The sequence below is a fragment of the Mycobacterium sp. 1164985.4 genome, assembly GCF_001668575.1.
In the GTDB taxonomy this organism is placed as follows: domain Bacteria; phylum Actinomycetota; class Actinomycetes; order Mycobacteriales; family Mycobacteriaceae; genus Mycobacterium.
Genome location: NZ_LZMD01000046.1, coordinates 218,989 through 242,192 on the forward strand (window position 1 = coordinate 218,989; position 23,204 = coordinate 242,192).

Below are 23,204 nucleotides of genomic sequence, written 5' to 3' on the forward strand. Positions count from 1 at the left end.
CGCTGGAAAGATCGCCCGCGTGCTGCTCTCACTGATCGCCGTCTCGGCGGTGCTGGCCGCGTGGGCGCTGGGTGCCAAGCGCCTCGAGCAATGGCGGCTGACTGCGCCGATGGTCCTGGTGCTCGCGGGCATCGCGGTCGGCTTCACCACCAGCGACGGGCTCGCCGATTCGCTGAACACCGAGGTGGCTCAGCACACCGCCGAAATCATCTTGGCGATCCTGCTTTTCGTCGACGCGACCGACATCCGCGGCGGCCTGTTCGGCAGGGACCCGCGCGCCGCGATGCGGCTGCTGTTCATCGCGCTGCCGCTGAGTTTGGCCGCTGCGCTCGTCCTGGGCCTGTGGTTGCTGCCCGAACTGCCTTGGGCGGTGCTGCTGGTCCTCGCGTGTGTGGTGGTGCCGACGGACTTCGCGCCCGCGGCGTCGATTCTGCGCGACGAGCGGGTGCCCGAACGGGTGCGCGATGTGCTCAACGTCGAAGCCGGCTACAACGACGGCATCATCTCGCCGCTGTTCATCTTCGCCCTCGCCGTGGTGGGGGACCGGTCGCACGCCTCGACGCCCATGGAGGCGTTGGCGTCGGCCCTGCCCCAGGCGATCAAGGCCATCCTCGTGGGCGTTGCCGTCGGCGCCGCGCTGGCCCTACTCACCAACCTCGCCGAACGCCACGGCGCGATGACCGACCGCAGCAAGCGGCTGATTCTGGTCGCCGCACCGATGCTCGCCTTCGGGCTGAGCCTGGCCGTGGACGGCAACGGATTCGTCGCCGCGTTCGTCTGCGGTATCGCGTTCCACTACTTGCGGCGGTCGCCGGCACTGCAGGCCGAACTGGCCTTGGTCGACGACATCGGATACCTGCTCACCATCGTGATGTGGTTCGTCGTCGGCGCCACCGCGGTGCTGGCGCTCACGCTGGGCATCAGCTGGTCGTTGGTGCTGTACTGCTTGCTGGCGTTGACGGTCGTGCGGCTGGTGCCGGTCGTGATCGCGCTGTTCGGCTCGCCGTTCACCTGGCCGGAGCGGCTGCTGGTGGGCTGGCTCGGCCCGCGCGGCACCACTTCGATCGTGTTCGGTCTGCTGGCGTTCAACGTGCTGCTCGGCGAGGCGGAACGGGAAGTGCTGATGGCCGTCGTCGTCGTCGTCCTCGGCAGCGTCGTGCTGCACGGCGCCACCGCACCCGCCGCCGCCCACGCGTTTCGCAGGTCACAACCTAGAATGGCCTCGTGACGTCGGAGCTAACCCACACCCTCGACACCGTCGACAGAGCCGCCGCCACTCCCGACCACCCCCAGCCGTTCCGCGAACTCGGCCTCAAGGACGACGAGTACCAGCGGATCCGCGAGATCCTGGGTCGCAGGCCCACCGACGCCGAACTGGCGATGTACTCGGTGATGTGGAGTGAGCACTGCTCGTACAAGTCGTCGAAGGTGCACTTGCGGTACTTCGGCGAGACCACCACCGAGGCGATGCGCAAGACGATGCTGGCCGGCATCGGAGAGAACGCCGGCGTGGTCGACATCGGTGACGGTTGGGCCGCCACCTTCAAGGTCGAGTCGCACAACCACCCGTCCTACATCGAGCCCTACCAGGGGGCCGCGACCGGCGTCGGCGGCATCGTGCGCGACATCATGGCCATGGGGGCGCGCCCGGTGGCGGTGATGGACCAGTTGCGGTTCGGTGCGGCCGACGCGCCCGACACCCGCCGAGTCGTCGACGGGGTGGTGCGCGGAATCGGCGGCTACGGCAATTCCCTGGGGCTGCCGAACATCGGCGGCGAGACCGTGTTCGACGCGTCCTACGGCGGCAACCCGTTGGTCAACGCGCTCTGCGTCGGGGTGCTACGCAAGGAGGATCTGCACCTGGCGTTCGCCTCCGGCACCGGTAACAAGATCATCCTGTTCGGCGCGCGCACCGGTCTGGATGGCATCGGCGGCGTGAGCGTGCTGGCCAGCGAGACGTTCGGCGGCGACGAGGGCGGCTCGGCCGGCCGCAAGAAGCTGCCCAGCGTCCAGGTGGGTGACCCGTTCATGGAGAAGGTGCTCATCGAGTGCTGCCTGGAGCTGTACGCCGCCGACCTGGTCGTCGGCATCCAAGACCTCGGTGGAGCCGGACTCTCCTGTGCCACATCGGAACTCGCGTCCGCTGGCGACGGCGGCATGCGCATCGAGCTGAACGCCGTCCCGTTGCGGGCGGCGAACATGACACCCGCCGAGATCCTATCGAGCGAGTCGCAGGAGCGCATGTGCGCGGTCGTCACGCCCGAAAACGTCGAGAAGTTCATGGCCGTCTGCCGCAAGTGGGAGGTGCTGGCCACGGTCATCGGCGAGGTGACCGACGGCGACCGGCTCCAGATCACCTGGCACGGCGAGACGGTCGTCGACGTGCCGCCGCGCACCGTCGCCCATGAGGGTCCGGTCTACGAGCGTCCGGTGCAGCGGCCCGAGACGCAGGATGCGCTCAACGCCGACACCTCCGCCAAGTTGCCGCGGCCGTCGACGGGCGACGAGCTCAAATCCACTTTGCTTGCGCTGCTTGGCAGTCCGCACCTGTGCAGTCGCGCGTTCATCACCGAGCAGTATGACCGCTATGTGCGCGGCAACACCGTGCTGGCCGAGGACGCCGACGGCGGCCTGCTGCGGGTGGACGAGGCCACCGGCCGCGGTATCGCGATCTCGACCGACGCGTCGGGTCGCTACACCGCGCTCGACCCGTACACCGGGGCACAGTTGGCTCTGGCCGAGGCGTATCGCAACGTCGCGGTCACCGGAGCCACACCGGTCGCGGTGACGAACTGCCTGAACTTCGGCTCACCGGAGGACCCCGGCGTGATGTGGCAGTTCAGCCAGGCCGTGCGTGGGCTGGCCGACGGCGCTGCGGCACTGGGCATTCCGGTCACCGGCGGCAACGTGAGCTTCTACAACCAGACCGGCACCACCGCGATCCTGCCGACCCCGGTCGTCGGCGTGCTCGGTGTGATCGACGACGTCAGACGGCGCATTCCGACCGGATTCGGCGACGAGCCCGGTGAGACGTTGATGCTGCTGGGCGAGACCGGCGACGAACTGGACGGATCGATCTGGGCCCAGGTCACCGCCGACCACCTGGGCGGGGTACCGCCGAGGGTGGACCTGGCGCGCGAGAAGTTGCTCGCCGAGGTGCTGACCGCCGCATCGCGCGACGGCCTGGTCTCCGCCGCGCACGACCTGTCCGAGGGCGGGCTGATCCAGGCCGTGGTCGAGGCCGCGCTGCGCGGCGAAACCGGTTGCCGCATCGTGCTTCCCGAGGGTCTAGATCCTTTCGTCGCGCTGTTCTCCGAGTCGGCGGGCCGGGTGCTCGTCGCGGTGCCGCGCACCGAGGAGAGCCGCTTCCGCGCGATGTGCGAGGCCCGCGGCCTGCCCGCTACCCGCATCGGCGTGGTGGACCAGGCCAGCAACGCAGTCGAGGTCCAGGGCCTGTTCACCGTCACTTTGGAGGACCTGCGCAGCATGTCGGAAAGCGTGCTGCCCGGGTTGTTCGGGTGAGTGAGCCGACCCGACAACGACACCCCCTCTACGTCTGGGCGTGGAGCCTGGTCCGCCTCGACTTCGTCGGAATCGCGTTCAGTGCGCTGCTCTTCTGCCTGTCACTGACCCCGTCCCTGCTGCCGCGCGACTGGCTGTTCGCCGGGCTCATCGGCGGCATCAACGCCGCCATCGGCTACGGCATCGGCGTTTTCGTCGCAAAGATGTTGCGCCGCTTCGTGTTGCGGCGCCGTGCCTGGTGGCCGCCGTCGAGGCGCGTGCTGTGGACGGCCGAGGCCGTGACGGTGCTGCTCGCGCTCACGGCGTGCGTTCTGATGGTGATCCCCGCCGCGGCGTGGCAGCGCCAGGTATCGGCGGTGATGGGGCTGGAGGGCCCCACCACGCTCGGGTATCTGCGCACGCTGGTGCTCGCGGCGTTCGTCGGCGCTGTCTGTGTGGCCACCGCGCGAGTGCTGCTCGACATCATCAAGACGATGGCCCGGTACTTCATCCGGCGGTGGCACCTGCACGACGAGGTGGCGTTGTTCATCGGCACTGCGATCGTCGTGGTGCTCGCCATCACGCTGATCAACGGTGTCCTGGTCCGCGGTTTCCTCGCCGGTGCCAACCGGGTGTTCCAGCCGCAGAACACCACGACCAGGGCCGGTATCGTTCAACCGCTTGAGCCCGAAAGGTCAGGTAGCCCAGAGTCGTTCGCGGCGTGGGACACCCTTGGCTATCAAGGCCGCAATTTCGTCGCGACCGGTCCGCACGCCGACGAGCTCACCGAAATCAACGGCGCGCCCGCCAGGGAACCGATCCGGGTGTACGTCGGACTGCAGACCGCCGATACCGACGAGCAGCGAATGGCGGTGCTGCTCAGCGAACTCGAGCGCACCGGCGCCTTCGAACGCAAACTGCTGGTGATCATCCCCACCACCGGCACCGGCTGGGTCAACCCCGTGGCGGCCCGGTCGCTGGAGATGATGTACAACGGCGACACCGCGCTGGTCGCTTCGCAGTACTCGTTTTTGCCGAGCTGGATCTCGTTCCTGGGCGACCAGCAGAAGTCGATGGAATCCGGGCGGATGATGATCGACGCGGTTCACCAACGCTGGGAACGACTTCCGGAGGACCGACGGCCCAAACTCGTGTTGTACGGGGAGAGCCTGGGCTCGATGGCCGGCCAGGGCGCCTTCGAGTGGCTGCCCGACATCTCCCGGATGGGCTTCTCGTCGGTGCTGTGGGTGGGCCCGCCGAACGCCAGCCCGCTGTGGAGGGCCATCACCGAACGCCGCGATCCTGGAACCCCGGAAGTCGAACCGCGCTACGACAACGGTCGCACCGTGCGCTTCTCCCAAGGCACCGATCCGCGCGAGATCGCGAAGGTGACCGCGAAGCCATGGGAGGGCACGCGCGTGCTGTTCATGCAGCACCCGTCCGATCCGATCGTGTGGTGGTCGCCCGACCTCCTGTTCACCCGGCCGGACTGGCTACGCGAACCGCCCGGGCGCGACCGCACCGCGTCGATGAGGTGGTACCCGATCGTCACGTTCGGACAAGTGGCCGCCGATATGACGAACGCGAGCTCGGTGCCGGACGGGCACGGCCACAACTACGGCGATCTGGTCCTCGACGGGTGGGCCGCCGTCGCACCTCCACAGGGCTGGACGCACGAGGACACCGAGCGGATCCGCACTGCACTGACCAAGACTCAGTCCGAGGACGGGCCCGAATACTGATGGCCTGGCCGAGGTTTCGCGCCGTCGCCATCGCGGCCGCCCTGGTCGCGTGGAGTTCCGTCGCGCCGCGCGTGCGGTTCCACCCGGTGTGGAACGCCGCCCTGGGGGCCGTCCTCTACGCGCTCGTGCGTCCCCCGCTGGGGCTGCGACCTCCGGCCCTGTGGTCCGGCTTGCGCTACGGCCTCGCCGCTGCGGCTCCGATCGCGCTCGGAGTGGCCGTCGCGACGGCGATCCCGCCGGTACGACAGGGAATGGCCGCGCGTGACCTGCCCGACCATCCCCTGCGATGGATGGCGTGCGACATCCCGATCGGCACCGTCTGGCCCGAAGAGGTCGCCTACCGGGCGTTGTTGGGTCACGCCGCCGAGTCCGCGTTCCCGCCCGTCGGCGGACGGCTGCTGCAGTCGGTGGCGTTCGGCTTGTGGCACATCATGGACGCCCGCATCACCCGCAACCCGGTATTGGGCACGGTCGTGTTCACCGGTGTCGCAGGATGGATGTTCGGGTGGCTGCACGCGCGGTCGGGCAGCGTGATCGCACCGATGTTGGCGCACCTGGCCGCCAACGAAGCCGCGGCATTGGCGGCCCTGACCGTTCAGCGGCGCATAGAGTCCCAAGCATGAGCACATCCGGACGCGCCCATTCGCGAACTTTCGTCGTGACCGGTGCGGCATCGGGCATCGGCATGGCCACCGTGCAGCGGTTGCTGGCCGAGGGCGGCACCGTGATCGGTGCGGACGTGGCCGAGCCGCACGAGAACCCCGGCGACGGTTTCGAGTTCATCCGTACCGACGTCACCGACGAGGCCGCAGTGGGTTCGTTGTTCGCCGTCGTGGGTGGGCGCCTCGACGGTGTCGTACACGCTGCGGGGGTGGCGGGCGGCGGGCCGGTACACCTGCTCGACCGCGCCGAGTGGGACCGCGTCATCGGGGTCAACCTCACCGGGACGTTCCTGGTGGCCAAGGCCGCGCTGGCCAAGATGATCGAGCAGCCGCGGGTGGACGGTGAACGCGGGTCGATCGTCACCCTGGCCAGCATCGAGGGGCTGGAGGGCACGGCAGGAGGCAGCAGTTACAACGCGGCGAAGGGCGGCGTCGTGCTACTGACCAAGAACATCGCACTCGATTACGGTCCCAGCGGTATCCGGGCGAACGCCATCTGCCCCGGCTTCGTCGACACCCCGATGCTGCACAGCGTGATGGGTCTCGAGGGCATGGAAGGGCCGCTGCAGTCGATCACCGAGGAGCATGCGCTGCAGCGCCGCGGCAGGCCCGACGAGATCGCCTCGGTGGCAGCATTTCTCGTATCACCCGATGCGTCGTTCGTGACCGGCCAGGCGATCGCGGTCGACGGCGGCTACACCGCCGGACGCGACCACGGCGTGGTGAAGCTGTTCGGCTTCCCTGACTGAGGTGCTCACGGGTTGATCGTGAGCTCGCCGATCTGGCGGCCCCACACGTACTCGATGAACAGCGGCTGGCCGAATTCGAGGTGGTTGTACGGGGCGATGCTGGCGCCGGTGTCCATCACCAGATACGGCGCCGGATACAGGTCGCGGGTGATGTCCTGCCAGCACCCCGGTCGGCCCTCCGGCCCACCCGTCGCGTTGACCCGCGGCAGGTTGTCGGGGTAGATGTACGGATTGCCTGCGCCGGCCAGGATGCCGCCACCGCCGGTCAGCGAGAATCCGTTGCCCCCCAGGGTTTTCGCGACTTTGGGCTGCACCTCGGCGTACTTGCGGATCGAGCAGAGGATCGCGGGGCTGTGGTAGTCGAGAAGTTCCGAGGTCGGCACCAGGTCGGCGGCGCCGCGCACGAGGTACGGTCCGGCGCGTTCGAAGGTATCGGCCGCCTCGTCGGCGAAGCCGAGCGCCGCGATCAGGGCGGCGTCGAGTTCGGCCTGGTGTTCGTTCAACGTGCGCGCCGACGTCACCGCGTCGCGCAAGCCGTCGAACAGGTCGCCAGAGGCCTCGGCGTACATCTCGGCGAGATCGGCCAACAGGCGGGTGTCGGTGCGAAGCGGCTGCATGCGCGGGTTGAGATCGTCGAGGATCCGGTTGCCGTTGATGAGCGACTCGCCGAAGGCGTCGCCACCCACGCCGTTGAGCGCCGCCGCCGTCGCCGCCAACGTCTGGTTCAACTTGATCGGGTCCACCTTCTCGGCGAGCGCGATCACCGTCTCGAACACGGTGTTGAACTCCGTCGTCACCGCCGATACCTCGATGACATCACCCGGCGAGATATGATGGGGGGAAGCGTCTTTGGGTGACTCGAGCGAGATGTACTTGTTGCCGAACACCGTGGTGGCCCGAATCTCGGCCGTCACGTTCGCCGGAATGCGTTCCAGGTAGCGCGGATTGACGTCCAACGACAGCTGCGCCCGCTGACCGTCGGTGGTGTCGACGTGGGTGATTGCGCCGACGCGCCCGATCTCGACGCCGTTGTAGGTCACCTTCGCTCCCCGCTCGACGACGAGGCCTGCGCGAGGTGAAAGCAACAGCAGCTGCGTCTTACGGCTCAGGTCACCGCGGAACTGAAGGTAGAGAAGCGTCGCCGCCACCGTGGCGACGACCAGCAGCACCGCACCGGCCACCTTGTACGGCGGCTTGTTGCGGTCGACAAACACTTTGAGACAGTAGATTATGGCCACCACTCGAAGGGCCCGTACGGCCGATCCGGTGAAGACCCGTGCCGCGGTCGCGAAGCTGGTCGCATGGTTGCGCGACGAGTCTCAGGCTGAACCGTCACGCACCGAGGTCGCCGAAGCGGTGCGGTTGACCGCGCGCTCCCTCGCGGCGGTGGCGCCGGGCTCGAGCGTGGAGGTCCGTGTCCCGCCGTTCGTCGCTGTGCAGTGCATCGAGGGTCCGGCGCACCGCCGCGGTAACCCGCCCAACGTCGTGGAAACCGATCCGCGGACGTGGCTCTTATTGGCCACCGGCCTGACGACCATGACCGACGCCGCGGCGAGCGCAGCGCTGGTTCTGTCGGGCTCGCGCGCCGGCGAGATCGGCGACTGGCTGCCGCTCGTCGACCCGGGGCCGGCGCCGGTCATCGAAAGTACGGATAGTCCTGAACCCAGTTGAAGCCACGGGTGCGCAGGGGGAAGACGTTCAGATCCATCCGCTGCAACGACATGACGACCGGCCTGCCGTCGAGGCGACCGTCGAGACGCAGCTGGTCCTGGTTGAGCCGTTCGACGCTGAACGTGGCCGTCCCGGGCAGTTCGAGCTTGAGCGTCGTGTTGTCGAAAAGTGCTGGTGCCGAAACCAACTCGCCGTCCATCCGCTGATACGTCAGTATCTCGGGCTCGTCGAAAACCACGCGCTGCCACCCTAGCTCGTCGGTGATCATCGGTGCCCGCGGCTTTTTGTCGAGCCGGAACTCGGTGACCGACCAGATGCCGTACGCATCGTGCTTGGCGCGTCCACCGCCGTAGGACTGCCAGCCATGCCAGCTCAACATCACGCAACCGATCAGCACCCAGATTCCCAGCAGCGCCTGCACCTTCGCTGCGATCCGGTTGGCTCGTGGCGCATCGAACAACGACGGATATGTGACGGGCTCCACGCCCAGGAAGATTTCGTACGGGTAGGAACTGCCGACCTGAAGCCACAGCACCGAGGCGGGGCTGTGGTCACCGTACGGCTGTAGCAGGGCCGACAGCGACGGTGCCGGCATCTGCGTCGGGCCGCTTGGTCGCCACTGCCTGAGTCCACATGCACCACCGCGTCCACCCCGAACACGTGCCGGCCGACCCACTGTGCAATCGGCGCGGAAGGCGATGCGAGTGCCCAGGTGCCACGGGCGCCGCTCAGCGTCGTCGGTGTGCTGGAGGCTCCCGCATCCGCCAACGGCCCCCTTGGTCGCGGTCACGGTCTGTCCACCCATCGTTGGCTCGGATGTTCGAGCCGCCACGATAGGGGTTGGGTCCAGGGCCGGAAAGCGAATAACCCGGCGACGTCGGCAGCAGCGTGTCCCACGACACGCTCCGCGGCTTCGTTTCCGGTCGCCGATACCCGTAGACTCGTGGCATCAGCCGTCCTCCCCCCGGAGCAGCCATATCGTGACCGGCGAACAGACCGATCCAGAACCCCGCGAAGAGTGTGGCGTATTCGGCGTCTGGGCGCCGGGTGAAGAAGTCGCCAAGCTCACCTACTACGGCTTGTACGCCCTGCAGCACCGCGGACAAGAAGCGGCGGGTATCGCTGTGGCCGACGGATCGCAGGTCCTGGTCTTCAAGGATCTGGGCCTGGTCAGCCAGGTGTTCGACGAGCAGACACTGGCCGCGATGGAGGGCCACGTCGCGATCGGGCACTGCCGCTACTCCACCACCGGTTCGACAACCTGGGAGAACGCCCAGCCGGTGTTCCGCAACACCTCGGCCGGTACGGGCGTCGCGCTCGGGCACAACGGCAACCTCGTCAATGCGGCCGAACTGGCGGCCCGAGCGCGTGAGGCCGGACTGCTCGACACCCGTGGGGCTCCCGCGGCGACCACCGACTCCGACATCCTCGGCGCGCTGTTGGCCCACGGTGCAGCCGATTCGACGCTCGAGCAGGCAGCGCTGGAACTACTGCCCACCGTGCGCGGCGCGTTCTGCCTGACGTGGATGGACGAGAACACCCTGTACGCGGCCCGCGACCCGTACGGGGTGCGGCCGTTGGCGCTGGGGCGGTTGGACCGGGGCTGGGTCGTGGCGTCGGAGACCGCGGCGCTCGACATCGTCGGCGCCTCCTTCGTCCGCGACATCGAGCCCGGCGAGCTGCTCGCGATCGACGCGGACGGGGTGCGTTCCACCCGCTTCGCCAGCCCCGAGCCCAAAGGCTGCGTCTTCGAATACGTCTATCTCGCACGGCCGGACAGCACCCTGGCGGGCCGATCGGTACATGCGACGCGCGTCGACATCGGGCGGCGGCTGGCCAGGGAGATGCCGGTCGAGGCCGACCTCGTGATCGGCGTCCCGGAGTCGGGCACACCCGCCGCGGTGGGCTATGCGCAGGAGTCCGGAATTCCCTACGGCCAGGGCCTGATGAAGAACGCCTATGTCGGGCGCACGTTCATCCAGCCGTCGCAGACCATCCGCCAACTCGGCATCCGGCTCAAGCTCAACCCGCTCAAGGAAGTGATTCGCGGTAAGCGCCTGATCGTCGTCGACGACTCGATCGTGCGCGGCAATACCCAGCGCGCGCTGGTCCGGATGTTGCGGGAGGCCGGAGCGGTCGAGGTGCACGTCCGCATCGCATCCCCGCCCGTCAAGTGGCCGTGCTTCTACGGCATCGACTTCGCCACACCGGCGGAGCTCATCGCCAACGCCGTCGACGACGAGGACGAGATGCTCGAGGCGGTGCGTCACGCCATCGGCGCCGACACGCTCGGATACATCTCGAAGCAGGGCATGATCGCGGCCACCGAACAACCCGCGTCGCGCTTGTGCAGCGCGTGCTTCGACGGCAAGTACCCGATCGAGTTGCCAGGCGAATCGGCGTTGGGCAAGAACGTGATCGAGCACATGCTCTCGACCGCCGCCAAGAGCGGCATTCCGCTGCAGTCCGACAACGACAACGTCTCGGCGCTGCGCCGGCCCTGACTACCGCCCGACGTGCGCCCAGTGTGGGTCGGTCGGTAACGGACCCCGCTGCAACGCCCGCGCGACGGCGTCGCGGTAACCGGTGAGGCCGCCTGCCGGCGGGGCGATGACATCGTCGATGTCGTTGCCGGCCATCACTGCGTCGCATTCGAGCGACTCCACCAGCGGCCGCGCCAACCCCCCGGGCAGCGGTGTCACCAACCCGATCCACCAGCTCGCGATCGTCGGTGTGAGCCAAGGCAGTACGACCATGACGCGCCGTCGCCGCCCCGACACCTCGGCGTACACCTGCATGGCCTCGCCGTACTCCATCACGTCGGGGCCACCGATGTCCCAGGTGCGCGACGTCGGCACCGACGCCGTGGCGGCCTCCGCGAGATAGTGCAGAGCGTCGTCGATCGCGATCGGCTGGATTTTGTTGTGCACCCACTTCGGCGTGGTCATCGCCGGGAGGCGGTTGGTCAGGTGGCGGATCATCTCGAACGACGCCGAACCCGCGCCGATCACGATTCCGGCCTGCAGGACCACGGTCTCGATGCCCGACCCGATCAGGATCTCGCCGACCTCAGTGCGCGATTGCAGGTGCGGGGAGAGGTCGACTCCCGAGGGGTGCAGCCCGCCCAGGTACACCACGCGCTTGACGCCCGCGTCGCGGGCGGCTTCGACGACGTTGCGGGCCGAGCGCGCCTCCTCTTCGACGAAGTTCGGGGAGGTGCCCATCGAGTGCACGAGGTAGTAGACGACATCGATGTCGGCGAACGCCTTACGCAGCGAGTCGGTGTCGCCGAGATCGCCGCGTGTCACCTCGACGCGGTCGCGCCAGGGCACGCCGTCGAGTTTGTCGGGGTTGCGGGCCAGCGCGCGCACGGCGTGACCCCGGTCGAGCAGTGCGGGCACCAGACGTCCGCCGATGTAGCCGGTCGCTCCCGTCACCAAGCAGCGAATATGGTCAGTCACCCCGCCGGGATCACCGGTTTCGGTGTCAGGCAAACCCGCAACCGGGATCGGGCATGTCCACCGACAGCGGAGTGCCCGCCGGTTTGATGAAGAGCACCCACATCACCAACGGCGTGGGCCCGAGGTTGCGGCCGATGTGCACGTTGCCCGGCCCGCTGGCCTCGGTGATGGGCGCCCCGGGCGGATAGACGCCGTCGGGCGCGCAACCGGCCGCGGCGTCGTGGGTCAGCGTGCCCTCGCGGATCAGCCCGTACACCCGGCCGTCGTGATAGTGCCAGCCGGTGCTGCCGCCGGGGGCGATGGTGATCTCGCGGGTGACGTAGTCGACCCCGTCGACCGTCGACTCGGCAAGCGTCCTGGCCTCGACCCCAGACGACGGTGTCGCGGACGCGCTGGCCGATCCGAGCACCGCCAGCGCGAGCGCCGCGGACGCGCATATCGCCGTCGCGTCGCGGCGAACTGCTGTCATGAGCGGTCAGATTGTCACACTGCCGGGGCTCGCGCGACATCTCAGCTGGAGTGATACCTTCCGAGGCGGTTACCGCGGCGCGGCGAACACCGGTAGCCTTTACCGCGATGACCGAACGCGCCGAACCTGCCGGCATCTCCTACGCGTCGGCCGGGGTCGACATCGAAGCCGGTGACCGCGCCGTCGAACTCCTCAAACCGCTCGCCGAGAAGGCGACCAGGCCCGAGGTGCGCGGCGGCATCGGCGGATTTGCCGGACTGTTCGCGCTGCGCGGCGGCTACCGGGAGCCGGTGCTCGCCTCCTCCACCGACGGAGTCGGCACCAAGCTGGCCGTGGCGCAGGCCATGGACAAACACGACACGGTCGGGATCGACCTGGTCGCGATGGTGGTCGACGACCTCGTCGTCTGCGGCGCCGAACCGCTGTTCCTGCAGGACTACATCGCCGTCGGCCGCACGGTCCCCGAACGGATCAGCGAGCTCGTGGCCGGCATCGCCAACGGATGCCTTCAGGCCGGTTGCGCGCTGCTCGGCGGTGAGACGGCCGAACATCCCGGTCTGATGGCTCCAGACCACTACGACATCTCGGCCACGGGCGTCGGCGTGGTGGAGGCCGACGACGTGCTCGGCCCGGATCGGGTCAAACCCGGCGACGTGCTGATCGCGATGGCCTCGACCGGTTTGCACTCCAACGGCTACTCGCTGGCGCGGAAGGTGTTGCTGGAGATCGACCGGATGAACCTGGCAGGCCACGTCGAGGAGTTCGGCCGCACGCTGGGCGAGGAGTTATTGGAGCCGACCCGCATCTATGCCAAGGATTGCTTGGCGCTGGCGGCCGAGACGCAGGTGCGGACGTTCTGCCACGTCACCGGCGGCGGGTTGGCCGGCAACCTCGAACGCGTGGTCCCGCACGGCCTGGTCGCCGAGATCGACCGCGGCACGTGGACTCCCGCGCCCGTGTTCGCGATGATCGGGCAGCGTGGCCGGGTCGAGCGCGCAGAGATGGAGCGGACCTTCAACATGGGTGTCGGCATGGTCGCGGTGGTCGCACCCGAGGACACCGACCGCGCGTTGGCGATCCTGACCGCGCGCCACCTGAACTGCTGGACGCTGGGAACGGTCAAAAAGGGCGGTAAGGACGGCCCACGAGCCAGGCTCGTCGGGCAGCACCCGCGCTTCTAGAGGTCAGCGACGCCAGTCGTCCTCTTCGACCCAGTCGTCGGCCACCGCGTCGGTGCCCGCCAGGTCGTTATCGGAAGCGCCCGACAGCTCGCGCTGAAGCCGCTCGAAGTCGGTCTGCGGTGAGCTGTATTTGAGCTCACGAGCAACCTTGGTCTGCTTTGCCTTTGCCCGGCCGCGGCCCATGGGGGGACCCCCTCGCGCAATAACGGAGCGGCCCGATTAGCAGGCGGCTCCGATCTGATCTGTCTTTTATCGTCCTGCCAACACTTTACCGTGCCTGGCTGCGGTCTGCTGCCAGGCCCTCGGCGATCAGCGGGTTCCGCCCCGCAGCTGTTCGACCGCGCGACGCCCCGCACCTGCGACGTCAGGCGGTGGCATCGAATCGGCGTCGATACCGGCGGGCACGCCGTCAACGGTCAATTCGGTGTCCGCAGGCAGCCCGCGCTTGAGTAGCGCCAGCGCGATCGGCCCTTCGTCGACGTGGTCGACCACGGTGCCGAGGCGGCCGACCACCCGTCCGCCGGCGAGCACTTGGGCGCCGGTCGTCGGCCGGTCGGTCGATCCGTCGAGGTGCAGCAGGACCAGCATCCGGGGTGGTTTTCCCAGGTTGTGCACCCGCGCGACCGTCTCCTGGCCCCGGTAGCAGCCCTTGTCCAGGTGCACGGCGGGGCCGATCCAGCCCACCTCGTGCGGGATGGTCCGCTCATCGGTGTCCACGCCGAGGCGCGGTCGCACGGCGGCCACGCGGTGGGCTTCGTACGCCCAGACTCCGGCGGGCCGCACCGCGGCGTCAGTGAGCCGGCGCAGCCACGACTGCACCTGGTCGCGCGGAACGACGAGGTCGAGCTCGATCCCGTCGGTGTCGAGACGACGCACGAACCCGCCGTCGGGGAGCGCGACCGCGGTCCGTTCGGCCGGTAGCGAACCGATGCCGAGCGCCTCGAGCACGGCGGGCTCGCCCGACCGCGGCCCGACCAGCGACAGCACCGCCAGGTCTGCCGGTGTTACCGCGACATCGGACCAGAACACCATCTTGCGCAAGTAGGTCACCAGCGGCTCGCCGCGCGAGGGTTCGGTGTCGAGATAGGTGACGTCGCCGAGTTCTGTTTGTACCCAGTGATCTTCGACACGACCCTGCCCGTCGAGGCTGAGATTCTCGGTGACGGCGCCGTCGGGAAGCTCACTCACGTGCTGGGTGGTGAGGCTGTGCAGCCACGTCTTGCGGTCAGCGCCCGTCAACGTGAGGACGGCGCGATGGGAACGGTCCACGACGACGGCCTCGTCGGCGGCCGCCCGCTGTTCGCCGAGCGGGTCGCCGTAATGCCAGACTGCGCCGGCGTCGGGTCCGGTGTCGGGGGCAGGCACAGCAGTCCCAGAGGGTGTCACAGGTCAACTCTACGTTCGGCGCCCGGCGGCCCCGCGGCTACGCTTTGGGCCCATGGCTGGCGAACCCGGCGTCGTGGTGACGCTCGACGGGCAACTGCACGACCCGACGGCGCCCCTGCTACACGCCGACGACCTTGCGGCCGTCCGCGGCGACGGTGTCTTCGAGACGCTGTTGATCCGCGACGGGCGGCCATGCCTCCTCGAGGCGCACCTGTCCCGGCTCACGCAGTCCGCGCGGATGGTCGACCTCCCTGACCCCGACCTGCCGCGCTGGCGCTCGGCGGTGTCCGTCGCGGTGACGCAGTGGACCGCGACGACGCGGGAGGAAGGCGTGCTGCGGTTGGTCTACAGCCGCGGGCGGGAAAGCGGTTCGCCACCGACGGCGTTCGCCACGATCGGCGCACTGCCCGGGCGAGTGGGTGAAGTGCGTCGCAACGGCCTTGCGGCATTGACATTGGCGCGCGGGCTCTCCGCCGACGGCATCGACGCGATGCCGTGGCTGCTGGCCGGTGCGAAGACGTTGTCCTATGCGGTGAACATGGCCGCGCTGCGGCACGCCGAGCGAAACGGGGCCGGTGACGTGATCTTCGTCGGCTCCGACGGTTTCATCCTCGAAGGGCCGCGTTCGACGGTGGTGATCGCGGCGGAGTCCGAGCCGGGCGCGGGCGACATCGCGTTCTTCACCCCTCCGCCGTGGTTTCCGATCTTACGCGGCACCACGCAGCAGGCGCTGTTCGAGGTCGCCAGGGACAAAGGATACGACTGCGATTACCGAGCGCTGCGGCCGGCGGATCTGATTACCGCGCAAGGTGTTTGGTTGGTGTCGAGCATCACACTGGCTGCGCGGGTGCACACCCTCGACGGGAAGCCGCTGTCGGCGAGCCCGTTGGCGGCCGAGTTCTCCGAACTCGTCGACGCCGCGATCGTGTGTGATCGCTGAACGCTGAACCGCCGGCAATTCGGTTGTCGCCTCTTGCGCGCGCGAGTACCGTCGCTCGTACACAGGAGAGGAGGTGGTCCGAGATTTTGAGTGACTTATGGACTTGTGAGGTGGCTGCGAGCTAGCAGCGCCGGGGATGAGCTGACGGCTCTTCGCGTACTGCGCGCGCTGGCGAATTCCCCGCAGCCACCCGGCCCCCGAGCCCCTCGGTTTTGTCCGCCAGGAACACACGGCTCGGGGGCCGTTCCATGTCCGGTGGTCGATATCAAATGGCGGAATCGGTAGCGAACCGTTGCACGCCCGGACTGGCGCGTCACTGGTGCGCCGGGCGATGATGCGCCCCATGCGCATCGTCAGGAAGCTCGGCGTGCTGCTGGTCGCCCTCGCGACCGTGACGGCCTGCGCACCCACCGCCGAGCCCTACAGCGCGCCGCGCCCCCAGGACTGTCAGAGGGACAGGCTGGCGACCCTCTACAAGGGCGTGTTCACCTTCGGTACCGACCAGCCGGTGTACCCGCCGTGGTACATGGGCGACGACCCGGCCAGCGGCGAGGGGTTCGAATCCGCGCTTGCCTACGCCATCGCCGATCGGCTCGGCTACGCCCAGAGCGACGTGCGTTGGGTGCGGGTGCCGTTCAGTGAGGCCATCGCATCGGGCCCGAAGACGTTCGACGCCAACCTGAACCAGTTCTCCATCACCGAACAGCGCAGGGCCGCCGTCGACTTCACGACTCCCTACTTCGATGTGAACCAGGCCGTCGTCACCGTCAGGGACTCACCCGCGGCGGGGGCGAAAAGCCTGGATGACCTCAAGGCACTACGGCTGGGCGCGCAGGTCGGCAGCACCAGCCACACTGCGGCGTTGGCAGTCGGGGGACAGAAGACGGTCGAGGTGTACAACACGACCGGCGATGCGAAGCTCGCGCTGAGCACCGGCGAGATCGACGCGCTGGTCGCCGATTTACCGACGGCGTTCACGGTCGCCAGCGAGCTGCGCAACGGAATGATGGTCGGCCAGTTGCCTGCCGACAACGACGCCGCGGAGCAGTTCGGTGTGGTGCTCGCCAAGCGCAGCGGGCTCACGGCCTGTGTGTCCTCGGCCGTCGACGCGCTGCGCGATGACGGCACGTTGGCGCAGTTGCGCAGCGAGTGGTTGGCCGAGGCGGGCAAGGCCCCGCAGCTGGCTTAGCCGTCTAGCCGGCGGGGCCCGGAGCGAACGTGGCGCACGCCTGCATGGCCTCGTTCCAGACGCCGGGGTCGACACCGGCGGGCGGCCCGGCTGGACCGGGCGCGGCGGGGACGCCGTGGTCGGTCAGACACTGCGCCAGCGACCCGTGGCCGGACGGCGTCTCCGGCGCGGTGGGCTGGGCGGGGGCCTCGGTGGTGTTGGTGGTGGTCTGCGCCGGCGTTCCCGTCGCCGTGGTCGGCTCCTCGGCAGGCGGTTCGGACGAGCAACCCGCCAGGGTTGCGGCCGCGGCGAGTCCCGCGGCGAACACGATCGCGCGCATCAGCCGACGAACCTCGACAGTCGGGCGGACAGGTGGGGGACGAGGCCGCCGTCGGCGTCGACGCGTTCCTCGACGTAGGCGAGATCGCCACCCTCGATGATGCCGTACAGCCGTTTGGCGCCGCCGACCAGCATCCCGGACTTGCTGCGCGCCAACGCGTCGGTGACCAGCTCCCACGACGACTGGGTGAGGGGCCGGCCGTAGAACAGCTCGATGTATCCCGCGGAATGAGCCAGGAGCAGCTCGATGGCCTGCGACTCAGACGGGTCTGCGGGGTCGTTGACGAAGCGCCAGTAGCCCGACTCGCGCAGTGACGGCTGTTCGTAGTCGCCGGACTCGGTCAGCCGCCAGGAGCGAGCTTCCCAGATCAGGTAGTCCCCGCCGTCGTGCGAGACGACGATCTGTTGGCCGAAGCGGTAATCGCCGTCGCTTCCGCGGCCCTCGCCCTCACCGCGCCACACGCCGACCAGCGGCAGCAGGGCGAGCAGCGCGTCGTGGAGGTTCACCCCTTCGCGGAGATTGGCGGTATCGGCAGGTGCAGGCAGGTCGCCGAATACCGGAATGTTGCGCGCCGCGGTCGTTTTCGCGCGTTCAGCCGCGGCCGCTACAGCGTCGTCGCCGGATGTCACGACTCGTCGGTGATCAGCCGGTACAGCGCGTACAACGCGAACCAAGTGATCACCACGACGGCTGCCACCAGCAGGATCTCGTAGAACAACACCACGGCCACGAGTCTAGTCGGCCGCGGAACGCCGAGCGCACCAGCCTCTGCATGGCCTCACGCACGGCCTCATGCACCGAACGTGAGCTTGTGGGGGAGATGTGCGCGGATCATCGAGCACAAGCTCACGTTCGAGCCAGCGGGTCTCAGGCGACCTTGACGTCGACCTCGTGGATACCGGCACCGGACGGCGCGACGACGGCGTCGCCGTTGCCGACCTTCGACAGCGCGCGCAGCGTCCACGTGCCCGGCGCCGCGAAGAACCGGAAGTCGCCGGTGGCCGACGCGACCACCTCGGCGGTGAATTCGTCGGAGCTGTCCAGCAGGCGCACGAACGCGCCGCCGACGGCCTGGCCCGATCCGTCAAGGACGCGGCCGGTGATCACCGTCTCCTTCTCGAGGTCGACGCTGGCGGGCAACGTCAGGCCTTGTTTCGGTGCAGAGCACATATCAACTTCCCAACTCGATCGGGGCACCCACGAGGGAGCCGTATTCCGTCCAACTGCCGTCATAGTTCTTGACGTTCTTGTGTCCGAGCAGTTCCTGCAGCACGAACCAGGTGTGCGACGAGCGTTCTCCGATGCGGCAGTACGCGATGGTCTCCTTCTCGCCGTCGAGACCGGCCTCGGCGTACAGCTTCGCCAGATCCTCGTCCGACTTGAAGGTCCCGTCGTCGTTGGCCGCCTTGCTCCACGGAACGTTGATGGCGCCGGGGATGTGCCCGGGCCGCTGGCTCTGCTCCTGGGGGAGGTGGGCCGGCGCGAGGATCTTTCCGGAGAACTCGTCGGGGGAGCGCACGTCGACGAGGTTCTTGTTGTTGATCGCCGCGATCACCTCGTCGCGGAAGGCGCGGATGCTGTTGTCGGGCGCCTTGGCCGTGTAGCTGGTCGCGGGTCGCTTGACCTCGTCGGTCGACAGCGGGCGCCCGTCGAGCTCCCACTTCTTGCGGCCGCCGTCGAGCAGCTTCACGTCCTGATGCCCGTACAGCTTGAAGTACCAGTAGGCGTATGCGGCGAACCAGTTGTTGTTGCCGCCGTAGAGCACCACAGTGTCGTCGTTGCTGATGCCACGTTCGCTCAGCAGTTTCGAAAACTGTTGCTGGTCAACGAAATCACGACGGACCGGATCCTGCAGGTCAGTCTTCCAGTCGATCTTCACGGCGCCCTCGATGTGGCCGCCGTCGTAGGCGCTGGTGTCCTCGTCAACCTCGACGAACACGATGTTCGGCGCGTTGAGATTGCTCTCGGCCCAGTCGGCCGTGACCAGGACGTCGGAGCGTGCCATTGATCAAAGTCCTTTCGTTGCTTCGGTTTTGAAGTTTTATGCGGGTGAGGATGCGCGCGCGCCCTTGCGGAAGCGCGCGACGAGCGGATAGAGCTGGCAGCCCAGGCAGATGCCGAAGGCCGCGTTCAGGAAGGCCGCCACCAGCGCGAACGCGGTGGCGATCAGTCCAACGAGAGACAGGCCGGCCGCGAAGCCGACCACACCGAGCACCGCGAACACGAGGCCGACGAGCTGGGCGAACTGCAGGGGCGCCACCGGTTCCTTCTCGGTGACTGGCCCCAGGCGTGGGGCGATGAGGCGCGCGAAGATCAGGCCGTAGGGATGGGAGCGCGGACCGCGCCAGGCTCCGACGGCGAAGACCATGGCCTGCGCGCCCAGCACGACCGCCGCGGCGACCGGGCTCACCGGCCACACCAGCAGCGTCGCCACCAGGACGGCGGTTGTCAGCCAGGCGGCGAATCGTGGGCCGCGCACATCCACCTGGTCGGCCGTCTTGTTCTGGGTTCTCGACATATTTGTCGTTGACATTCATGTGCTCCTGTTGCGGTCATCGGGTCGGGCTGGGCTGAGAAAGGAAAGACCACAGGGGGCCGTTCCCGAGTGCGGCGCGAAGAAAAGGCGCGGCTACTCAGCAGCTACAACAACAACAGCAGCAACCCGCGACGCGGCACAGATCGACTGCGCGGCGCTTGGTGAGCATCGGCTCGAGGCGGGCGGACACGCCGGACAGCTTACCAATCGACACGGTGATCAAGCCAACAGCGGTTCCAGCGCCGAGCGCAGGTCAGCGGCCTTGGGAACGCCGTGGGTCCGGTAGCGGGGCCGACCGTCGCGGTCGAACACGATGGTCGTGGGAAGCGACAGCACCGAAAGCCGCCGCGCGGCTTGCGGGTTGGCGTCCATGTCGATCTCGACGTGCGCCACCGCGGGCAATTCCGCGCAGACCTCGTCGACAACCCTGCGCACCGCGCCGCAGGGGCCACACCACTCGGCGGAGAAGTGCACGACGGTCGGTCCGGTCGACGACAAGCCGAGATCGCTGGTGTCGACATTGGCCGCGTCCTCACTCGCCTTGAGCAGGCCTGATCGGAGCGCGAGCAGCCGACCGATCACGTACGCCACGCCCAGCGCGGCGACGAGCACAGTAATCACCAACACCCATGAAGAGCTCATGACAGGTGGAACTCATCCAGCGCGACGGATACTCCCTCGGCGATGCCTTCGATGATGATGTCGGAGCCGCGCGCACCCTGCGCCGTCGGCGCCAGCCGGAACGGCAGCTTCTGACCGGGCACGATCCCGGTGAACGCGGCCAGCACGGCGTCCCTCTTGTCCCCGGGAACCTCCTGGTCGGCGGTGCCGGGGCCGGTCAGGACGCCGGTGGCCGTCATCACCAGCGTCGTCTGCTCCGGCCCGGCCATCTCGAGGTCCACCGCGATACTCACCCTGTCGTGGAAATCGGCTTTGGCGGGCGTCCCGGTGAACACCACGCCCTTGTTACTGGAGATACCCGATTCCGTGGTGCCGCCGGTCGCGTCGTTGCTCTCCCGCGTCGGGGCCTCGACCAGCAGGTCCGGGATGTCCAGGTAGCGGCCCAGATGCGTCGAATCGACGATGATCCGACTCTCGGCCTTGCCGACCCGCAGCGTGGCGTCGGGCTGGACCAGCCACGAATCGCCGGGCAGGTCGATGTCGTGCAGGGTCGCTTCCAGCGAGGCCTTACCCACCACCCGGTTGTCGACGCCGTTAGCCCGGATCTCCACCTCGTCGTAGCGACTGTCTGCGGCCTGGGTGATGAACGGGAACCCGAGGATCGCCACCGAGGGATCGTTCTGCAGGTCAGCGGCGGTGCGCACGCTTCTGGCCAGCCTGTATTCGGCGTAGATCGCCGCGCCGAAGTCGGCCCCGACGGCGCAAACGGCCACCGCGAGCACCGTCGCCAACACCCCGATCAGCAGCTTGCGCACCCGCACATTCTGGCCCACGGCGGGGCCGTCGTACCGTTCGGCGCAGCTCTGGGGCGGGTTGCGGGTTATCGTTAGAAAACCATCGGCCCGGTAACGGGCGTATGTCGAGCATGAATCTGGGAAGTCACCGACCGACAAAGATGTCCAGGCGTGGTCCCTATGGCTGTTGGAGGGCCAGTTGGATCTACTGCTACTGACAGTCGACCCACACCCTGAGTCTGTGCTGCCATCGTTGTCGCTGCTCGCTCATACCGTGCGGACCGCGCCGACCGAGGTCTCGTCCCTTCTGGAGGCCGGTAGCGCCGACGTCGCGATCGTCGACGCCCGAACCGACCTCGCCGCGGCCCGCGGGCTGTGCCGGCTGCTGGGCACCACCGGAACCTCGGTCCCCGTGGTCGCCGTCGTCAACGAGGGCGGCCTGGTGGCCGTGAACGTCGAGTGGGGCCTCGACGAGATCCTGCTGCCCAGCACCGGGCCGGCCGAGATCGATGCGCGGCTGCGCCTACTCGTCGGCCGCCGCGGCGGGGTGGCGAACCAGGAGAACGTCGGCAAGATCAGCCTTGGCGAGCTGGTGATCGACGAGGGCACCTACACCGCGCGGCTTCGGGGCCGACCGCTGGACCTGACGTACAAGGAATTCGAGCTGCTCAAGTACCTCGCTCAGCACGCGGGCCGGGTGTTCACCCGCGCTCAGCTGCTGCAGGAGGTCTGGGGCTACGACTTCTTCGGCGGCACCCGCACCGTCGATGTGCACGTGCGACGGCTGCGCGCCAAGCTCGGTCCGGAGTACGAATCGCTGATCGGCACCGTGCGCAACGTCGGCTACAAAGCGGTCCGCCCGGCGCGCGGCCGGCCATCCGCCACGGACGCGGCGGCGGTGCCCGACGACATCGACAGCCCGGACTACGAGGCGCCCGACGGTATCGCCGAAGCGCTGGCCGACCCGCTGCGAAGTCCGTGACGGACCTTTCCTGGCGCACCGGACTGTCCGGCGACCAACAGCGTCGCATCCGCGAACTCATCGAAGCCGCCACAGCGGCCGACGGTGTCGCCCCGGTGGGCGAGCAGGTGCTGCGGGAGCTGGCCCACGACCGCACCCGCCATCTGGTTGCCCATGAGGACGGGGGCATCGTCGGCTATCTGAACCTCGCCGCCGACGAGGAGTCCGCGATGGCGGAGGCGGTGGTGCACCCGGGGTCCCGGCGACGCGGGATCGGTGCGGCGCTGGTGCGCGAGGGCCTCGCCCAGGGCGGCGACGACGCCAGGGTGTGGGCGCACGGCAACCTGGAGGCGGCGCGCGCCACCGCGGCCTCGCTCGGGCTGACCGTCGTGCGTGAACTGCTCCAGATGCGACGTCCCCTCACCGATCTGCCGCCGACGCCGGCGCCCGATGGTATCCGCGTCACGACCTATTCCGGTCCCGCCCACGACGCCGAGCTGCTGCGCGTCAACAACGCGGCCTTCGCCTGGCACCCCGAACAGGGTGGGTGGACAGACTCCGACATCGCCGAACGTCGGGGCGAGGCGTGGTTCGACCCCGAAGGGCTGTTCCTCGCGGTCGACGAGGACACCGGTGGACTGCTCGGATTCCACTGGACGAAGATCCACGGCCCCGATCTGGGCGAGGTCTACGTCGTGGGCGTCGATCCCGCGGCGCAGGGCCGTGGGCTGGGCGGCCTGCTGACCTTGACCGGCCTGCACCACCTCGCCGAGCGGCTGTCGTCGAGCTCGGCGCCCGTCGTGATGTTGTACGTGGAGGCCGACAACGCCGCAGCGGTGAAGACGTACCGCAAGCTCGGTTTCGAGGTCGCCTCCGTCGACGCCGCCTACGCGCGGAGTGCCCCGAGCTGACTGGGAAACCGCGGTGAACCAACTGAACGTGTTCACCGGTCGTTCACCTGTCATCCGCGATCCGTTGACCGGCGCCGCATACCTTGCCTGGAGTTCAGGCGCTCCGATGCG

At 68.4% G+C, this 23,204-nt stretch carries 26 protein-coding genes; 12 read left to right on the plus strand and 14 right to left on the minus strand.

Annotated features, from left to right (window positions below; translation table 11 throughout):
• Positions 1-19: 19 nt before the first annotated feature.
• From A5650_RS07445 to A5650_RS07465, 5 genes are read left to right on the plus strand one after another with little or no spacing between them, the layout of a single operon-like run.
• The gene (locus tag A5650_RS07445) at positions 20-1,228 is read left to right on the plus strand and encodes a cation:proton antiporter domain-containing protein (protein WP_067288277.1); all 1,209 of its coding nucleotides are present in this window, start codon (positions 20-22) and stop codon (positions 1,226-1,228) included.
• Positions 1,225-3,522, plus strand: coding sequence for a phosphoribosylformylglycinamidine synthase subunit PurL (purL, locus tag A5650_RS07450; RefSeq protein WP_067288286.1), 2,298 nt, complete (start codon positions 1,225-1,227; stop codon positions 3,520-3,522). Before A5650_RS07445 ends, purL begins: the two co-directional genes overlap by 4 nt.
• Positions 3,519-5,243 carry an alpha/beta hydrolase gene (locus tag A5650_RS07455; protein WP_067288289.1) on the plus strand — a complete coding sequence of 575 codons (1,725 nt, stop codon included), beginning with the start codon at positions 3,519-3,521 and terminating at the stop codon, positions 5,241-5,243. Before purL ends, A5650_RS07455 begins: the two co-directional genes overlap by 4 nt.
• Positions 5,243-5,866, plus strand: coding sequence for an Rv0804 family intramembrane glutamic endopeptidase (locus A5650_RS07460; protein ID WP_067288292.1), 624 nt, complete (start codon positions 5,243-5,245; stop codon positions 5,864-5,866). Before A5650_RS07455 ends, A5650_RS07460 begins: the two co-directional genes overlap by 1 nt.
• The gene (locus tag A5650_RS07465) at positions 5,863-6,654 is read left to right on the plus strand and encodes an SDR family NAD(P)-dependent oxidoreductase (RefSeq protein ID WP_067288297.1); all 792 of its coding nucleotides are present in this window, start codon (positions 5,863-5,865) and stop codon (positions 6,652-6,654) included. Before A5650_RS07460 ends, A5650_RS07465 begins: the two co-directional genes overlap by 4 nt.
• 5 nt (positions 6,655-6,659) lie before the next feature.
• Here the strand turns inward: A5650_RS07465 and A5650_RS07470 are convergent, their stop codons facing one another.
• A complete protein-coding gene (locus A5650_RS07470; RefSeq protein ID WP_067288522.1) occupies positions 6,660-7,868 on the minus strand; it encodes an MCE family protein in 1,209 nt (402 codons plus the stop codon).
• Between the two features lie 16 nt (positions 7,869-7,884).
• Here A5650_RS07470 and A5650_RS07475 point away from each other — a divergent pair, with 16 nt between their 5' ends.
• Positions 7,885-8,325 carry a sterol carrier family protein gene (locus tag A5650_RS07475; RefSeq protein ID WP_067288301.1) on the plus strand — a complete coding sequence of 147 codons (441 nt, stop codon included), beginning with the start codon at positions 7,885-7,887 and terminating at the stop codon, positions 8,323-8,325.
• Here the strand turns inward: A5650_RS07475 and A5650_RS07480 are convergent.
• Positions 8,291-8,920 (minus strand): hypothetical protein, encoded by a 630-nt coding sequence (locus A5650_RS07480; protein WP_067288313.1) that lies wholly within the window; start codon positions 8,918-8,920, stop codon positions 8,291-8,293. The genes A5650_RS07475 and A5650_RS07480 overlap by 35 nt on opposite strands.
• Positions 8,921-9,305: 385 nt before the next feature.
• Here A5650_RS07480 and purF point away from each other — a divergent pair, with 385 nt between their 5' ends.
• On the plus strand, positions 9,306-10,829 hold the full coding sequence (gene purF / locus A5650_RS07485) for an amidophosphoribosyltransferase (protein ID WP_067288316.1): 1,524 nt from the start codon (positions 9,306-9,308) through the stop codon (positions 10,827-10,829).
• Here the strand turns inward: purF and A5650_RS07490 are convergent, their stop codons facing one another.
• Complete coding sequence (locus A5650_RS07490; RefSeq protein ID WP_067288322.1) at positions 10,830-11,786, minus strand: NAD(P)H-binding protein; 957 nt, start codon at positions 11,784-11,786, stop codon at positions 10,830-10,832.
• Positions 11,787-11,811: 25 nt separating this feature from the next.
• Positions 11,812-12,255, minus strand: coding sequence for a cupin domain-containing protein (locus A5650_RS07495; protein WP_067288324.1), 444 nt, complete (start codon positions 12,253-12,255; stop codon positions 11,812-11,814).
• Between the two features lie 107 nt (positions 12,256-12,362).
• Between A5650_RS07495 and purM the strand changes: the two genes are divergently transcribed.
• A complete protein-coding gene (gene purM / locus A5650_RS07500) occupies positions 12,363-13,436 on the plus strand; it encodes a phosphoribosylformylglycinamidine cyclo-ligase (protein WP_067288326.1) in 1,074 nt (357 codons plus the stop codon).
• A gap of 3 nt (positions 13,437-13,439) precedes the next feature.
• Here the strand turns inward: purM and A5650_RS07505 are convergent, their stop codons facing one another.
• Both A5650_RS07505 and ygfZ read right to left on the minus strand, forming a co-directional pair.
• On the minus strand, positions 13,440-13,619 hold the full coding sequence (locus A5650_RS07505; RefSeq protein WP_067288331.1) for a DUF3073 domain-containing protein: 180 nt from the start codon (positions 13,617-13,619) through the stop codon (positions 13,440-13,442).
• Positions 13,620-13,745: 126 nt separating this feature from the next.
• Positions 13,746-14,822, minus strand: a complete 1,077-nt coding sequence (gene ygfZ / locus A5650_RS07510; protein ID WP_067288336.1) for a CAF17-like 4Fe-4S cluster assembly/insertion protein YgfZ — start codon at positions 14,820-14,822, stop codon at positions 13,746-13,748.
• A gap of 52 nt (positions 14,823-14,874) precedes the next feature.
• Between ygfZ and A5650_RS07515 the strand changes: the two genes are divergently transcribed.
• Together A5650_RS07515 and A5650_RS07520 are read left to right on the plus strand one after the other, a co-directional pair.
• Positions 14,875-15,762, plus strand: a complete 888-nt coding sequence (locus A5650_RS07515; RefSeq protein ID WP_067288337.1) for an aminodeoxychorismate lyase — start codon at positions 14,875-14,877, stop codon at positions 15,760-15,762.
• Positions 15,763-16,105: 343 nt separating this feature from the next.
• A complete protein-coding gene (locus A5650_RS07520; protein WP_082950650.1) occupies positions 16,106-16,951 on the plus strand; it encodes an ABC transporter substrate-binding protein in 846 nt (281 codons plus the stop codon).
• A 4-nt stretch (positions 16,952-16,955) separates the two neighbouring features.
• On the opposite strand, the gene A5650_RS07525 is transcribed toward A5650_RS07520, so the two are convergent.
• The 8 genes from A5650_RS07525 to lmeA all read right to left on the minus strand — a co-directional run bounded on the left by A5650_RS07525 (position 16,956) and on the right by lmeA (position 21,242).
• A complete protein-coding gene (locus A5650_RS07525; protein WP_067288338.1) occupies positions 16,956-17,270 on the minus strand; it encodes a hypothetical protein in 315 nt (104 codons plus the stop codon).
• Complete coding sequence (locus tag A5650_RS07530; protein ID WP_067288339.1) at positions 17,270-17,899, minus strand: heme-binding beta-barrel domain-containing protein; 630 nt, start codon at positions 17,897-17,899, stop codon at positions 17,270-17,272. Before A5650_RS07530 ends, A5650_RS07525 begins: the two co-directional genes overlap by 1 nt.
• A 238-nt stretch (positions 17,900-18,137) precedes the next feature.
• Positions 18,138-18,440 carry a DUF1416 domain-containing protein gene (locus A5650_RS07535; protein WP_067288341.1) on the minus strand — a complete coding sequence of 101 codons (303 nt, stop codon included), beginning with the start codon at positions 18,438-18,440 and terminating at the stop codon, positions 18,138-18,140.
• 1 nt (position 18,441) lies between these two features.
• Positions 18,442-19,275: a sulfurtransferase gene (locus A5650_RS07540; protein WP_067288345.1), complete on the minus strand. Its 834-nt coding sequence runs from the start codon at positions 19,273-19,275 to the stop codon at positions 18,442-18,444.
• A 36-nt stretch (positions 19,276-19,311) separates the two neighbouring features.
• Positions 19,312-19,788, minus strand: a complete 477-nt coding sequence (locus A5650_RS07545) for a DUF4395 domain-containing protein (RefSeq protein ID WP_502687052.1) — start codon at positions 19,786-19,788, stop codon at positions 19,312-19,314.
• Between the two features lie 115 nt (positions 19,789-19,903).
• A complete protein-coding gene (locus tag A5650_RS27590; RefSeq protein WP_353615182.1) occupies positions 19,904-20,020 on the minus strand; it encodes an Ms5788A family Cys-rich leader peptide in 117 nt (38 codons plus the stop codon).
• Between the two features lie 5 nt (positions 20,021-20,025).
• Positions 20,026-20,448, minus strand: a complete 423-nt coding sequence (locus tag A5650_RS07550; protein WP_067288349.1) for a thioredoxin family protein — start codon at positions 20,446-20,448, stop codon at positions 20,026-20,028.
• Positions 20,445-21,242: a mannan chain length control protein LmeA gene (gene lmeA, locus A5650_RS07555; RefSeq protein WP_067288526.1), complete on the minus strand. Its 798-nt coding sequence runs from the start codon at positions 21,240-21,242 to the stop codon at positions 20,445-20,447. The genes A5650_RS07550 and lmeA overlap by 4 nt, the downstream gene beginning before the upstream one ends.
• A 178-nt stretch (positions 21,243-21,420) precedes the next feature.
• On the opposite strand from lmeA, the gene A5650_RS07560 reads away from it, so the two are divergent.
• Both A5650_RS07560 and mshD read left to right on the plus strand, forming a co-directional pair.
• Entirely contained in the window at positions 21,421-22,203 is a 783-nt protein-coding gene (locus A5650_RS07560) for a winged helix-turn-helix transcriptional regulator (protein WP_067288531.1), read from the plus strand.
• On the plus strand, positions 22,200-23,093 hold the full coding sequence (gene mshD / locus A5650_RS07565; protein ID WP_067288351.1) for a mycothiol synthase: 894 nt from the start codon (positions 22,200-22,202) through the stop codon (positions 23,091-23,093). The genes A5650_RS07560 and mshD overlap by 4 nt, the downstream gene beginning before the upstream one ends.
• Positions 23,094-23,204 lie beyond the last annotated feature (111 nt).